This window comes from Saccharopolyspora elongata, from assembly GCF_004348985.1.
Lineage (GTDB): Bacteria > Actinomycetota > Actinomycetes > Mycobacteriales > Pseudonocardiaceae > Saccharopolyspora > Saccharopolyspora elongata.
Genome location: NZ_SMKW01000018.1, coordinates 1 through 16,702, shown reverse-complemented (window position 1 = coordinate 16,702; position 16,702 = coordinate 1). Strand labels below are relative to the sequence as shown.

Below are 16,702 nucleotides of genomic sequence, written 5' to 3'. Positions count from 1 at the left end.
CCTTCAAATCGTCATCAACCAGGCGGAGACGGCATCGGGAGGCCGCCCGGCGCGGTAGGACCGGGCGCAGGGCGACCTCACCGGCTCGGCTTCGGGTCAGGCCTGCTTCATCTTCTCGACCAGGCTCCGGGGCCGCAGGTCGGTCCAGTTCGCCTCGATGTACTCCAGACAGGCCTGCCGGGTGTCCTCCGGGTGCACCACGTGCCATCCGGCCGGGACGTCGACGAACGACGGCCAGAGGGAGTGCTGGTTCTCGTCGTTGACCAGGACGAGGAACTTGCCATTCTCGTCGTCGAACGGATTCGTCGGACTACTCATCGCTTGCCTCCTGTATCTCCATCAAAATGCGGGCGATCTGATCGGCGGACTCCGGTCGCATCATGTCCGCGTGCCTGCAGTCGATCTGGTGGGTGCGGATCTCCCCGGTCGCGTGGGGACGCCAGACGTCGAGCGCCGCCGCGCGTCCGTTCGCCTCCCGCGCGGCGGTGAAGAGCAGAACGTCGCCGTGGAAGACGCCTAGTTCGCTCGAAGCGAGCAGGGCGGTGTTGTTGCTGTACACCCGGCGGACGCCCTCGACGACCCGGTGCCAGAGGCCGTCCTCATCGCGGGTGCCGAAAAGCCCTGGCAGCAGTTCCCTGATCTCGTACGCTGTGGGCGGTTCCGCGTTCCCCGATTCGGCGGCCGTGACCGGGTAGGCATCCAGCACCGCGAGCAGTTCGACCTGCTCGCCCTCGTCCTGCAGGAGCGTGGCGAGGGCGTGGGCGATCACGCCGCCGAACGACCACCCCAACAGGCGGTAGGGGCCACGCCGCTGGATCGTTCGTATCTGCGCGGCGTAATCCCCGGCGATCTCGGCCACGCTGGTGGGCAGTTCCTCCGCCGGATCCAGGCCGCGCGCCTGGATTCCGTAGACGGCGAAGGCGGATGCGGTCCGGGCGAGCTCGCGGTACGACCAGGCGATACCGCCTGCGGCGTGCACGCAGAAGAGGTTCGGCTTGCCCTCGTCGGGCGTGATCGGCAGCACGACTTCGAACGGATCCTGCCGCGTTCGGCCGGACAGGTGCGGTGCGAGCCCGGCGACGCTCGGCGTCTGGAACACCGCGCCGATCCCGATCTCCACCCCCAGCTCCGCCCGGATCCGCTCGACCAGGCGCAGCACCAGCAAGGAATGCCCGCCGAGGTCGAAGAAGCTGTCGTCGACTCCGACTCGCGGCATCCCGAGAACCTCGGCGAACAGCCCGCACAACAACTCCTCGTCCGGCGTGCGAGGTGCCGCGCTCGCCGAGTGCGGGTCCGGGGCCGGCAGTGCTCGACGGTCCACCTTTCCGTTGCTGGTCAGCGGAAATTCGTCCAGCACCACCACGGCCGCGGGCACCATGTGGTCGGGCAGGATCCGGGTCGCGTGCGAGCGCACCTCCAGCGGGTCGCAAGGTTGTTTCGCTTCGGGCACGACATAGCCCACGAGCCGCCGGTCGCCCGGCCGGTCCTCGCGGACCACCACCACGGCTCGGGCCACCTGCGGGTGATCGGCCAGCGCCGCCGCCACCTCACCTGGCTCGATGCGGAAGCCGCGGACCTTGACCTGGTCATCGGCACGTCCGACGAACTCCAAAGCACCTTCCGAGTTCCAGCGGGCCAGGTCCCCGGTCCGGTACATCCGGGAACCGGCGGAGAACGGATCCGCCACGAACCGCTCGGCCGTCAGCGCGGGGCGTCCCCAGTACCCACGGGCCACGCCCTCGCCGGCGAGGTAGAGCTCCCCCGCCACGCCGGGCGGCACCAACCGCAAGCCCGGATCCAGCACGTACGCCCGGGTGTTGCGCAGCGCTCGGCCGATCGTCACCGGTGCCGACCGGGTCACCCGCGCCGCGGTGGACCACACCGTGGCCTCGGTCGGCCCGTAGGCGTTGACGACCTCGCCGGCCAGGGCGGCGAGCTCGGCACCGAGCCTGTCGGGGAGGGCTTCGCCGCAGGCGAGGACCCGCAATCCCCGGATCATCTCCGGGACCGCCGACACGAGGAGCTGCCAGTGCGTGGGGGTGGCCTGCATGACCGAGATCCGGTGCTCGGCCACCAGCCGGGACAGTTCCTCCGGGGTGTTGCCGGTCGACACCACCACCGCGGCACCGGTCAGCAGCGGCACCAGCAGTTCGAGGGCCGCGAGGTCGAACGACAGCGTGGTGACCGCCGCGACCCGATCGGTGGGCTCGAATCCCGCCCAGGCCTGAACCGCCGTCGAGAAGGAGGCCAGGTTGCGGTGGGAGATCACCACGCCCTTCGGGCGGCCGGTGGAACCCGAGGTGTGCAGGACGTACGACGCGTGGTCCGGTCGCAACGGTCGCCGGCGCTCCGCGTCCGCGAGATCGCTGGGAGGTTCTCCTGCGATCAGGCCGCGCACGTGGGGTGCGTCCAGCTCGACTGCGGGTATCCCCGAAATCGGCAGGCCGGCCGCGACCTCGGTGGTCGTCACCACCAGCGTCGGCTCGGTGTCGGCCAGCACGAACTCGATCCGCTCCGCCGGGTAGGCGGGGTCGATCGGCGAGTAGGCGGCTCCCGACTTGAGCACCGCCAGCATCGCCACGACCATGTCCACCGACCGCGGCACCGCCAAGGCCACGACGGACTCCGGCCCCGTCCCCTGCGCGACCAGGTATCGGGCCAGCCGGTTGGCCCGCGTGTTCAGCTCTGCGTAGGACACCGAATCTCCGCCGCACACCACCGCGGTGGCATCCGGGGTCCGCACCGCCTGGGCCTCGAACGCCGCGTGCACCATCGGCGCGGGGGCCTCTGCGGTCCGCGCTTCGAGCAGCTGGTGGCGTTCCGGTTCGGTGAGGACGTCGATGTCCCCGACCCGGATCTCGGGATCGGCGACGACTGCCTCCAGGACGCGCACGAGCCTGGCGACGAGCCGTTGCGCGGTGGCGAGGTCGAAGAGGTCGGTGCTGAACTCCACCGCCCCGGCGAATCCCTGCGGCTCACCCGCTGTCCCGCTGCGCTCGGTCAGTTCCACGGTCAGGTCGAACTTCGCCGTGCGAGCGGGCGGAGTCATTTGCTCGATGTCCGCGTCCGGTAGGCCGAGGGGCGCGGCAGGACCGTTGTTGACGACCAGCAGCACTTGGAACAGCGGGTGACGGGCCAGGGACCGCTGCGGGTTCAACGCCTCCACGAGCCGCTCGAACGGCAGATCCTGATGGGCGTATGCAGCCAGGTTCGTCTCCCTGACCCTCGCCAGCAGCTCCCGGAAGCTCGGATCCCCCGAAGTATCCGTCCGCAACACCAGCGTGTTGACGAACGTCCCCACGAGATCGTGCAACGCCTCATCGTCGCGCCCGGCGATCGGACTTCCGATCGGGATGTCCGTCCCCGCACCCAACCGCGTCAGCAACGCGGCGAGCGCGGCCTGCACGACCATGAACACCGTCGTTCGACTTCCACCGGCGAGGCGGATCAAGCCCACGTGCAGCTCGGGCGAGACCTCGAGATCCACTCGGCGGCCCTGGTACGAGGCCACGGCGGGTCTAGGCCGGTCGGTGGGGAGCACCAGTTCTTCCGGAAGATCCCGAAGGGTGTCCTTCCAGAACTCCAGTTGGCGGGAGATGACGCTACCCGGATCTTCCTCGCTCCCCAGGACTTCCCGCTGCCACAACGCGAAGTCCGCGTACTGCACCGGCAAGTCCTGCCAGCTCGGTGCCGCTCCGGCGCATCGCGCTGCGTACGCGGCAGCCAAGTCACGCAGCAACGGGCCCACCGACCAACCGTCACCGGCGATGTGGTGCAACACCACCAACAGCACGACCTCGTGCTCGTCCACCACGGCGATCCGCGCACGGATCGGCAGCTCTCGGACGAGGTCGAAGCGCTCATCCACCACGGTGTCCAGCAAGGGGTCCAGCTCGGCTGCCGACACCACCGGCACACCCAGCACCGAACCCGCGTCGTGGATCACCTGTTGCCACGGATTTCCTTCCGCAGCAGGAAAAACCGTGCGCAGCACTTCGTGGCGGTCCACCACGTCCCGCACCGCCGCCTGCAACGAGGGAACATCGATCTCACCGGTCAACCGCCACACCAGCGGGATGTGGTACGCCGAACCCGCGGCATCGAGCTTGTCCACGAACCACAACCGGTACTGGGCGAACGACAACGGCACCCGCTCCGGCCGCACCATCCTCGCCAACACCGGGTCCGGACCCGCCGACTTGTCGGCGAGCTCTACCCGCGAGGTCAGCTGCGCCACCGTTGGCGCCTCGAAAACTGCGCGTACGGACAACTCCACGCCACACGCGGCTCGGATGCGGCCGGTCAACCGAGTCGCCAACAACGAATGTCCGCCGAGTTCGAAGAAGCTGTCGCGCACCCCCACCCCATCGACGCCCAGCACCTCGGCGAACAACTCGCACAACAGTGCCTCACGCTCAGTCCGCGGCGGTGCTTTCACCGGCTTGGAACCGAAATCGGGTGCAGGCAATGCCCTCCGGTCCAGCTTCCCGTTGGCGGTCAGGGGAAGGCTCTCCAGCAGGACCACTGCTGAAGGCACCATGTGATCGGGCAGGCTGCCGGCGACGTGAGCCCGCAATTCGGCCTGATCGCATCCGCCGGTCCCGGGGACGACATAGGCGATCAGGCGCTTGTCGCCCGGCCGGTCCTCACGGGCCGCTACCACGCACTGCGCCACCGCCGGATGAGCAGCCAGCACCGCCTCGATCTCACCCAACTCGATCCGGAAACCGCGAACCTTGACCTGATCATCCACCCGGCCGACGAACTCCAGCTCCCCATCGCGATTCCAGCGGGCCAAATCCCCGGTCCGGTACATCCGCCCACCGGACGGACCGAACGGATCGGCCACGAAACGCCCGGCCGTCAACCCAGCGCGCCCGAGGTATCCCCGCGCCACGCCGTCACCGGCGATGAAAAGCTCACCCACGACACCAGGCGGGACGAGCCGCAAACGCGCATCCAGGACGTAGACACTGGTATTGCCCAGCGGCCGGCCGATGGTCACCGGACCATCGCTGTCGACTTCCGCCGCGGTCGACCACACCGTGGCCTCCGTCGGCCCATAGAGGTTGACGACCTCCTCGGACAAGGTCCGCAGCCCGGTCGCCAGGTGCTCCGGCAAGGCCTCGCCACCGGTCAACACCCGCAGCCCCCGCAACGTCTCGGGAACCTCGGAAACCAAGGCCTGCCACAAAGCGGGCGTGGCCTGCACGACCGTCGCCGCGTGATCACTCACCAGCGCCGCCAACTCGTGCGGATCCCCGACCTCGCCACCCCGAGCCACGACCACCGATGCACCGTTGAGCAGCGGCGTCAGCAGCTCCACCACGGCGATGTCGAACGACAGCGTCGTCACCGCCAACAACCGATCCCCCGGCCCAACCCGCAACCACGGATCGATCGCCGCAACGAACCCGCACACATTCCGGTGCGTGACCACCACGCCCTTCGGCCGCCCCGACGAACCCGACGTGAACAACACGTACGCCGGGTGATCCGCGCACAAACCGCTCACGCGATCAACATCGACCACGTCGTCCGGACTTGCACCCGCGACCTCCGAACGAACGACCGGATCATCCACCACCAGAACAGGAACATCGACCTCGCCGGGCAATCCAGGCACAACCCCGGAAGTCGCTACGAGCAGCAACGGGCGGGCATCGGCGAGCATGAACCCGATCCGCTCGGCCGGAAAGCCCGGGTCGACCGGCAGATACGCGGCACCCGCCTTGAGCACCGCCCACACCGCCACGACCATCTCGATCGACCGCGGAACCGCAAGCCCCACAACGAAACCCGGCCCGGCACCAAGAGCGATCAGACGCCGAGCAAGCCGATTCGCCCGGCCGTTCAACTCGGCGTACGACGCCGACTCATCGCCGCACACCACTGCAGTGGCATCCGGCGACTCCACCACCTGAGCCTCGAACAGCTCTGGCAGAGTCGACACCGGAACGTCAGGCCTCCGTCCGTTCCGGCCTTCGAGGAGTTGGCACCGTTCTTCGTCGGTGAGGATGTCGATGTCCGCCACGAGCGTGTCGGGATCGGCCGCCATCGACTCCAGCACGCGGACGAACCGCCGCAGGACCAGTTCCGCTTCCTCGGCGGTGAAGCAATCCGGCCGGTAGTCCAGGCGCAACGTCAGCCGCTCGTCCCCCGGTACGACTACCAAGGCCAACCCGTAATGCGTTGCATCGCGGCCTTCGACGCTCACTACTGACGGCTCGTCGTCGACGGTCGAGTCAGGACCATCCGAGAGAAGGTCCGGTCCCGCAGGATAGTTCTCGTAGATCACCACCGAGTCGAACAGCTCACCAACACCCAGCGCACCCTGGATCTCCGGCAACGCCACATGCCGGTGCGGCATCAACTCGACCTGCGCGGACTGAACTTCCCCCAGCAAGCCGCCAACACGCGTTCCGGACGACCACCGAACCCGCACCGGAACCGTGTTCACGCACAAACCCACCAGCGACTCGACACCCCGGACCTCCGAGGGGCGGACCGCCACCACAGAACCGAAAACGACATCCCCGCTACCGACCAGACGACCGAGCAACACCCCCCAACCAGCCTGAACCACCGACGACAACGTCACACCACGGCCGCCGGCCAGAGCCCGCAGACCACCCAATAGCTCGCCCGACACCCCCGCGACCACACGGCCCGGCACCACTCCGCCCCGAGCCGCGCCCGGAGCCACCAACGTCGGCTGTTCCACCCCCGCAAGGGCCTCGGCCCACGCCCGAACAGCCCCCGCACCGTCCTGATCGGACAACCACGCCAAGTAGTCCCGCCACACCGGAGCCGGCGGAAGTTCGTCCTCGGAGTAGTACAGGGCGAGCAGCTCCCGCAGCACGATCGGGAGCGACCAGCCGTCCAGCAGCACGTGGTGGTGCGTCATCACCAGACGATGGCGACCGTCCCCGACCTTCACGGCGGTGCAGCGCAGGAGCGGCGGACGCCCCAGGTCGAACCGCTCCCGCCGGTCGCGGTCGAGCAGGTCCCGGTACGCCTGCTCGACATCGTCCGCGCCCGTCAGATCGACCTCGCGCCAAGGCAGGGACACCTGCCGGGCGACGACCTGCACCGGCTCCCGGCCGCGCCGGTCGAACCCGGCGCGCAGGCTCCCGTGCCGATCCAAGAGCCGCTGCGCGGCGTTGCGCAGTCGCTGCAGGTCCCAGGAACCGGCCAGCTCCACGCACAGCTGGACCAAGTACACGTCCGGCCCCAGCTCGTCGAACCACGCGTGGAACAGCAACCCCTCTTGCAGCGGGGTCAGCGGGAGAACGTCCTCGACCGCCGGGCCGGCCTGCTCGATGCGGTCCACGTCGTCCTGGCTCAGCGGAACCAGCGGGAAGTCCGACGGGCTGCCGCCACCGCCGGGGTGGCGGACGAACGCCCGGAGCGTCTCCACCCAGTCCGCCGCCAAGGCCCTCACTTCTGACTCCGCGAGCAGGCCTTCCGGCCACGACCAGGTCGCCACGAGCCTCGGTCCGCCTGGGGCGTCCTCCGTCACGGCGTCGATGGTGAGGCTGTGGGCCGCGGGCAGATCCGGATCGCTCCCGGCTCCCAGGCCCGCCCCTGGCGCCGGTGCCCAATCCGCGGCCTCGGCCGGTGCGGTGAAGCGGCCGAGGTAGTTGAACGCGATCTGCGCCTTCGCGCCGGCGAGCCGGGCATCGGGGTTGAGGTACCGCAGCAGCCCGTAGCCGAGCCCGCGATCTGGCATGGCGCGCAGCTGTTCCTTGATCCGCTTGACGGCCCGCGCCGCACCCGGGCCGCCGTTGAGCACCTGTTCCCGGTCCACCTCGCCGGGATCGAGGACGACCGGGGCGATGCAGGTGAACCACCCGACGGTGCGGGACAGATCGATCCCGGCCGCCTCCTGCCTGCCGTGCGTCTCCACGTCCACCAGCACGGCGCCGCCGCCACGCCGGTGCCGCACGGCCAAGGCCAATGCGGTGAGCAGGATGTCGTCGACATTGCCGCGGAACGCGGCGGGAACGGTCGTCAGCAGCGGCAGCACGTCGTCGGCGGAGACGACGACTTCGATCGCGCGCAGCGTCGCCGAGGTGTCGATGGCCGGATCCAGCGGCCGGTTTCCGAGCATGGGCTCCTCGACACCGGACACCAGCTGCCAGCCGGGCAGCTCGGCGAGCCGCTCCGGGGAGCGGGACTGCTCGACCAGGTGGTCGGCCCAGCCGCGCAGAGATGTGCCGACGGGTTCGAGGACCACCTGGTCTTCCCCCGCCGCGACCTGGGACCACGCGTCCTGCAGGTCGGGCAGCAGGATCCGCCAGGACACCCCGTCAACGGCCACGTGGTGGACCACGAGCAGGAGCCGGCCGGGGCAGTGGTTCCCCGCATCCAGCCAGGTCGCGGAAAGCAGCTCGCCGGTGCGGGGGTTCAGGCGGCGCACCGCGTCGTCGAGGTGCTCGCCCACGACCTCGTCCAAGTCGGGGCCGTCCAGCACGACGCGCCGCAGCCGCGAGGAGGCCCGAACGGTCCCGGGCGGGAGCACCCGCAGGTTCCAGTCGTCGAGGCTCAGCCGAAGCGCATCGTGGTGGTCGATGACGGCCTGCAGGGCCCTGGCCAATTCGGCTTCGCCGACCGCCGCGGGCACCTGCACCACCATGCTCTGGTGGTACTGGTCCACCGGGCCGCCGCGATCGCGCAGCCAGTGCAGGATCGGCGTCAACGCGACCGGTCCGGCCTCCGGACCGCCGACCATCGCGCCGGGCTCGTCCGAGACCTCGGCGACGACGGCCAGGGCCGCCGGGGTCTTCTGCTCGAAGACCTGCTTCGGGCTGATCCGAACCCCCGCGCGACGAGCCTTCGCCACCAGCTGGATCGTCATGATGCTGTCGCCGCCGAGCCGGAAGAAGTCGTCGTCCGCTCCCACCTCGGCGACGCCCAGCACCTCGGCGTACGCCGCGCACAGGCGTTCCTCGCGCTCGTTGCCCGGACGTCGCCCGCGGACGGCTTCGACCGCCGGCGCGGGCAGCGCACTGCGGTCGAGCTTTCCGTTGGTGGTCAACGGAATCGCATCGAGCAACACGACCGCCGAGGGCACCATGTAGTCCGGCAGGCGACGGGTCGCGTGAGCCCGCACGTCGGCAGGATCGCACCCACCGGAGCCGGGGACGACGTAGGCGACGAGCCGCTTCTCGCCGGGCTGGTCCTCTCGGGCGACCGCGGCGACCTGGGCGACGTCGGGGTGGCCGGTCAGGACGGTTTCGACCTCGCCGAGTTCGATCCGGAAACCGCGCACCTTGACCTGGTCGTCGGCACGCCCCGCGTACTCCAGCTCGCCGTCGCTGTTCCAGCGCGCCAAGTCGCCGCTCCGGTACATCCGGCTCCCGGCAGGGCCGAACGAATCGGCCACGAACCGCTGCCCCGTCAAGCCGGGGCGCCCCGAATAGCCCCGCGCCACCCCCGCACCGGCGACGTACAGCTCACCCACCACGCCCGGCGCGACCGGTCGCAGGTTCGCATCCAGCACGTACACCCGCAGGTCCGCCAGCGGCCGGCCGATCACGCTGCGGCCGTGGCGATCCTCGGCGTCGATCTCCGCGTGGGTGACGTGCACGGTGGTCTCGGTGATCCCGTACATGTTCACCACCGCGGGCATGCCGGTTTCCCAGACCGGGACGCGAGCCGGGTCCAGGGCCTCGCCGCCCAAGACCACGCAGCGCACCCGCCAACCGTCCCGTCGGGACGGCTCGTCCTCCAGGGCCTGCACCAACTGGTAGAACGCCGACGGGGTCTGGTCCAGCACCGACACCTGCTCACGGACCAGCAGCTCCGCGAAATCCGCCGGGGAACGCGTCACCTCCCACGGCACGACCACGAGCCGCCCGCCGCCGGCCAGCGCGCCCCATATCTCCCACACCGAGAAGTCGAACGCGTACGAGTGGAACAACGTCCACACATCGCCGGGTCCCGCATCGATTCGGGAGCCGGCGACCGCCAACAACCTCGCAACGTTCGCGTGATCGACCACCACGCCCTTCGGCCGTCCCGACGAACCCGAGGTGTAGAGGAGGTACGCCGCGTTGCCCACGCGCAGCGGGGCAGCGCGATCGGCATCGGAGAGATCCGCATCCGGCATCCCGGCCAGCACGTCGGCCGTGCGTGGATCGTCGACGACCAGACGGGGCGTTCCGGGTGGCAGGGCCTGTTCGACCTCGGTGGTCGTCAGCACCAGCACGGGCTCGGCGTCGGCGAGCATGAACGCGATCCGGTCGGCGGGCTGATCCGGATCGATGGGCAAGTAGGCGGCGCCGGCTTTGAGCACGGCCAGCATCGCCGTGATCATCGCGGGCGTTCGCGGAAACGCCAATCCCACAACGCTTTCCGGCCCCACCCCGCGATCCGCCAAGCACCGCGCGAGCCGGTTCGCGCGGGAGTTCAGCTCCGCGTAGGTCACCGACTCGTCGCCGCACGCCACCGCCACGGCGTCCGGCGACTCCGCCACCCGGGCCTCGAACAACTCCGGCAGCGTGGCGACCGGGACATCGGCTTCCCGCCGCGCTTCGAGCAGCAGGCGCCGCTCCGCCCCGGACAGGACCTCGACGTCCCCGACCCGGACGTCGGGGTCGGCCACGACTGCTTCCAGCACCCGAACCAGCCGCCAGAGCAGTGCCTCGCCGGTGTTCGGCCGGAACAGGTCCGCGCTGCATTCGAGGAAGAGGTCGAGCCCGCCGTCCGTCCCACCGTGCTCGAGTGCGGTGAAGGCGAGGTCGAACTTGGCGGTCCGGGCCGCGGCCGTCACCTGCTCCACGTGGGCGCCGGGCAGTTGGAGCGCCCCGGCCGGCGCGTTGTCGGCCGTGAGCAGGACCTGGAACAGCGGGTGCCGGGCGAGGGATCGCTGCGGGTTGAGTGCTTCGACGAGCCGCTCGAAGGGCAAGTCCTGGTGGGCGTAAGCGGCCAGGTTCGTCTCACGGACCCGCGCGAGCAGTTCCCGGAAGCTCGGATCACCGGAAGTGTCGGTCCGCAACACAAGCGTGTTGACGAAGAACCCCACCAGATCCTCGGTCGCCTGCTCCGTACGACCGGCGATCGGGCTTCCGATCGGGATGTCCGTACCCGCACCCAACCGCGTCAACAACATCGCCAACGCAGCCTGCACCACCATGAAGGTGCTCACCTGAGACGCCTGGGCCAGTTCGACCATCCTCCGATGCGCCTCGGGGGCGACGGCGGCCGAATGGGTCCGCCCCCGGTACGAAGCGGTCGCCGGACGCGGCTGGTCGGTGGGAAGGGCGTTTTCTTCCGGAAGACCCTGCAGGGCTTCCTTCCAGAACTCCAGCTGGCGGGAGATCACGCTGTCCGGATCTTCTTCGCTGCCCAGGACTTGCCGCTGCCACACCGCGAAATCCGCGTACTGCACCGGCAATTCCCGCCAACCCGGCGCTTCACCAGCGAACCGCGCGGCATACGCCGCGGCCAGGTCCCGCAGCAAGGGACCTACCGACCAACCGTCGCCGGCGATGTGGTGCAACACCACCGAGAGCACGACCTCGCGCTCGTCCACCACGAGGATTCGCGCCCGGACCGGTGCCTCGCAGGACAGGTCGAAACCCCGCTCGACCTGATCGGCCAACACCTCCTCGACGTCATCCGCGGAGACCGCGAGCACCGGAACGTCCAGAACATCCCGGGCATCGCCGACCACCCGCTGGAACGGCACCCCCGCCACGTCTGGGAACGCCGTCCGCAGGACTTCGTGACGATCGACCACGTCCCACACCGCCGCCTGCAACGCGGGAACGTCGACCTCACCGGTCAACCGCCAAGCAAGCGGAATGTGGTACGCCGAACCAACCGCGTCCAGCTTGTCCACGAACCACAACCGGTACTGCGCGAACGACAACGGCACCCGCTCCGGCCGCACCATCCCCGCCAACACCGGGCGCACCGACTCGTCAGCGCCGTCCAACCGCGCGGCCAGCTCCGCCACCGTCGGCGCCTCGAACACCGCACGCACCGACAACCCCACGCCGCACGTGGTGCGGATGCGACTCACCAACCGGGTCGCCAGCAACGAATGACCGCCCAGATCGAAGAAGCCGTCGCCTATCCCCACCTCGTCCACGTCCAGGACCTCGGCGAACAACCCGCACAGCAATTCCTCGCGCGGCGTCCGCGGCGGCGTGATCGCCTTCCTTGAGCCGAAGTCCGGCGCGGGCAGCGCCTTCCGGTCCAGCTTCCCGTTGGCGGTCAGCGGAAGGCTCTCCAGCAGGACCACCGCCGAAGGCACCATGTGATCCGGTCGGCTGCGGGCCACCTGAGCCCGCACCTCCGCCGGATCGCACCCGCCGGCCTCGGGGACGACATAGGCGATCAGGCGCTTCTCGCCCTCCTGCTCCTCCCTCGCCACGACTACGCACTGCGCGACCCGCGGGTGCGCAGCGACCGCCGCCTCGATCTCGCCCAGTTCGATGCGGAAACCACGGACCTTGACCTGGTCGTCGGCGCGACCGAGGAACTCCAGCTCCCCGTTCCGGTTCCAGCGCACCCGGTCGCCGGTCCGGTACATCCGCCCGCCGGCTGCGCCGAACGGATCGGCCACGAAGCGCTCGGCCGTCAACCCGGCACGCCCCGAGTACCCGCGCGCCACCCCGGCACCTGCGATGTACAGCTCGCCCACCACCCCGGCGGGCACCAGCTCCAGGGCGGGGCCCAGCACGTAAGCCCTGGTGCCCGGCACCGGCGGCCCGATCGGCGCCTGCGGCGGCTCGTCGCCGTCGGAGTACCAGACCGCAGAGTAGACCGTGGCCTCGGTCGGCCCGTAGAAGTTCATGATCCGGCAGTTCGGGAAGACCGCGCGGATGTCCCGGACGAGCTGGGCGGTGAAGGATTCGCCGCCCAAGATCACCGTGTGCACCCCCTCCGCCCGCTCCTGGCCGCGAATCACCTTCGCCAGGACCGACGGCACGGCGCTGACGAGGCCGCCGTCCGACAGCACCTGCGGGCGCTCCGCCAAGGTGAGGAGATCGGGTACCACTTCGATCGCCCCGCCGGAGGTCAGCGGCGGGAAGATCTCCAGCACCGAGGTGTCGAAGCTCAGCGATGTCGAGGCGAGCACGCGGGCGAGTCGTTCCGGGCCGACGACCGCGTGCGCGCACGCGACGGAATCCGCCATCCCCGAGTGCGTGACGACGACCCCCTTGGGGGTTCCGGTCGAGCCGGAGGTGTACATGACGTAGGCCGGGTTCGCCGGATCCAGCGGACCATTCCGCTCGGCGTCGGTCAGGTCGGTACCGGCGTACCGGGCCAGCGCCTCGACGACACCCGGTTCGTCCAAGACCATTCGGCCGGCCGCGAACTGCTGCTCGACGTCGCTGCGGGCGAGCAGGAGCACCGGTGCGGAGTCGGCCACCATGAACGCGAGCCGGTCGGCCGGATATGCCGGATCCAGCGGCAGGTATGCAGCCCCCGCCTTCAGCACGGCGAGCAGCGCCACCACCATCTCGACGGACCGGGGGATCGCGAGCCCCACCGCGGTCTCCGGCCCGGCCCCTTTCTCGACCAGGCATCGCGCCAACTGGTTCGCCCGCGCGTTCAGCTCGGCGTACGTCACCGCCGTCCCGTCCCACAGGACCGCGATCGCGTCGGGAGTACGTGCGACCTGGGCTTCGAAGAGATCGGGGACCACGGCACCGGGTGCCGCCTGACCGCCGTTCCACTCGTGGAGGAGCCGGTGGCGCTCGGCTGCTGCGAGGACGTCGAGCTCGTGCAGTGGCCGATCGGGATCGGCGGACGCCCGATCCAGCAGCCGCAGCAATCGTTGGAGGAGCTGCTCGGCGGTGTCCGCGTCGAAGAGGTCCACGCTGTACTCCACGGACACCTCCAGGCCGCCGGGGTGCTCCCCCGAGGCCGGGAGTTCGACCGCGGTGAAGGCGAGGTCGAACTTGGCGGTGCTGATGGGGACGGCAATCGGCTCGGCGTTCCCGCCGGGCAGGTCGAGCGCGGCGACGGGTCCGTTGTTGAGCGCGAGAGCCACCTGGAACAGCGGGTGCCGCGCCAGGGACCGCTGCGGGTTCAACGCCTCCACGAGCCGCTCGAACGGCAAGTCCTGATGGGCGTATGCAGCCAGGTTCGTCTCCCTGACCCTCGCCAGCAGCTCCCGGAAACTCGGATCCCCCGAAGTATCCGTCCGCAACACCAGCGTGTTGACGAACGCACCAACAAGATCGTGCAACGCCTCATCGTCACGTCCAGCGATCGGACTTCCGATCGGGATGTCCGTCCCCGCACCCAACCGCGCCAACAACGCGGCGAGCGCGGCCTGGAGCACCATGAAGGTGCTCGCCCGGCACTCCCGGGCCAGCTCGACCAATCTCCGGTGCACACCCGGCTCGACGACGGCCGAAAGAGTCCGGCCCCGATACGACGCCACGGTCGGCCGAGACCTGTCCGCCGGAAGCGCCAGTTCCTCCGGAAGGTCCCGCAGAGCCTGCTTCCAGAAGTCCAGCTGGCGCGAAATCGCACTGCCGGGGTCGTCCTCGCTGCCCAGGTTTTTCCGCTGCCACAACGCGAAATCCGCGTATTGAACCGGCAATTCCCGCCAACCTGGCGCCTCGCCGGTGCACCGTGCCGCGTATGCGACGGCCAAGTCCCGCACCAGCGGTCCCACCGACCAACCGTCGCCGGCGATGTGGTGCAAGACCACCATCAGGACACGGCCACCGCCGACGATCTCCCACGATCGCACCCTGATCGGCGGCTCCACCCCCAGGTCGAAGGCCTGCGCAGAATGCTCCGCGACCACCCGCTCAACGTCGTCGGAGCTGATCTCCACTTCGGCAGTACCGAAGGCTCGTTCCAGCGCGGTGTCGGCGTCCAGGACCTGTTGCCAGGGCACGCTGTCCTCGCCGAACGGGAATACCGTCCGCAGCGCCTCGTGGCGCGTGAGAACGTCCCGCACCGCCGTTCGCAGGGCGACGTTGTCGACCTCACCGGGGATCCGCCACGCCAGGGGGATGTGGTACGCCGAGCCGGTCGCGTCGAGCTCTCCCACGAACCACAAGCGGCGTTGGGAGAAGGACAGCGGAACCCTTTCCGGCCGCTGTTCGGCGCGCAGCGCCACCGGGTGATGCATCCCCGCCTCGGTGTCGATCCGGATGGCCAGCTGTGCGGCTGTCGGTGCCTCGAACACCGCGCGTACGGACAACTCCACACCGCATTCGGCACGGACACGGCCGGCCAATCGAGTCGCCAACAACGAGTGGCCGCCCAGGTCGAAGAAGCTGTCTTCTACCCCCACCTCCGCAACGCCCAGCACCTCGGCGAACAACCCGCACAACAACATCTCGCGCTCGGTCCGCGGCGGAACCTTCACCACGCCGGAGCCGAAATCGGGAGCGGGCAATGCCTTCCGATCCAGCTTCCCGTTCGCCGTCAACGGGAAACCGTCGAGGACCACCACAGCCGACGGGACCATGTAGTCGGGCAGCCGCCGAGCCGCGTACGCCCGCAATTCAGCCGGGTCACCGGCATCGGCCACCACGTAGGCGACCAGGCGCTTTTCGCCCGGCCGGTCCTCCCGCGCGGCCACCACGCACTGCGCCACCGCCGGATGAGCAGCCAGCACCGCCTCGACCTCACCCAACTCGATCCGGAAACCCCGAACCTTGACCTGATCATCCACCCGGCCAACGAACTCCAACTCCCCATCCCGGTTCCAGCGCGCCACATCCCCGGTCCGGTACATCCGCCCACCCGAAGGACCGAACGGATCAGCCACGAACCGCCCGGCCGTCAACCCGGGACGCCCGAGATAGCCCCGAGCCACCCCGGAACCGGCGATGAACAACTCACCGGTCACTCCGGGAAGCACCGGCCGCAGGTTCGGGCCGAGGACGTAGACGCGGGTATTGCCCAACGGGCGGCCGATGGTCACCCGGCCATCGCGATCGATCTCCGCCGCCGTCGACCACACCGTGGCCTCCGTCGGCCCGTAGAGGTTGACGACCTCACCGGCCGAACCGCGCAGCCGGACCGCCAGCTGCTCTGGCAGGGCCTCACCGCCGGTCAACACCCGCAGCCCGTGAATCATCCCCGGCGCTTCGGACACCAGCGCCTGCCACAGAGCCGGTGTCGCCTGCATGACCGTCACCGCGTGGTCGGCCACCAACGCCGCCAACGCCCGCGGATCCCCGACCTCACCACCACGAGCCACGACCACCGCCGCACCGGCGAGCAGCGGCGCCAGCAACTCGACCACGGCGATGTCGAACGACAAGGTCGTCACCGCGAGCAATCTGTCCCCGGAGCGGGTCCCCGACCACGGATCGACGGCCGCAACGAACCCGCACACATTCCGGTGAGAGACCACCACGCCCTTCGGACGCCCCGACGAACCCGACGTGAACAACACGTACGCCGCATCATCGAGCTGCACGGCAGCAGGATCCGCACAAGTGATATCCGCACCCGAAGCGCCGGCCACTGCGGCCGCGGTTCCTGGATCGTCCAACACGAGAACCGGAAAGCCCCGTGGCATCGCGTGTTCGGCTTCGACGGTCGTCACCACCAGCACCGGGTCGGCGTCGGCCAACACGAACCCGATCCGCTCGGCCGGAAAGCCCGGATCGACCGGCAAATACGCAGCACCCGCCTTGAGCACCGCCCACACCGCCACGACCATCTCAACCGACCGCGGAACCGCAAGCCCCACAACACAACCCGGCCC

At 69.7% G+C, this 16,702-nt stretch carries 2 protein-coding genes; both read right to left on the bottom strand.

All coding sequences use genetic code 11. From position 1 onward, the window contains the following. Window positions 1-96: 96 nt before the first annotated feature. On the bottom strand, window positions 97-318 hold the full coding sequence (locus E1288_RS15630) for an MbtH family protein (protein WP_132485671.1): 222 nt from the start codon (window positions 316-318) through the stop codon (window positions 97-99). Further along, complete coding sequence (locus E1288_RS15625) at window positions 311-16,651, bottom strand: amino acid adenylation domain-containing protein (protein WP_456320501.1); 16,341 nt, start codon at window positions 16,649-16,651, stop codon at window positions 311-313. The genes E1288_RS15630 and E1288_RS15625 overlap by 8 nt, the downstream gene beginning before the upstream one ends. Window positions 16,652-16,702 lie beyond the last annotated feature (51 nt).

What these genes read in the sequence shown, in the direction of transcription:
- E1288_RS15630 (WP_132485671.1), bottom strand. Translation starts at nt 318, where the DNA reads ATGAGTAGTCCGACGAATCCGTTCGACGACGAGAATGGCAAGTTCCTC.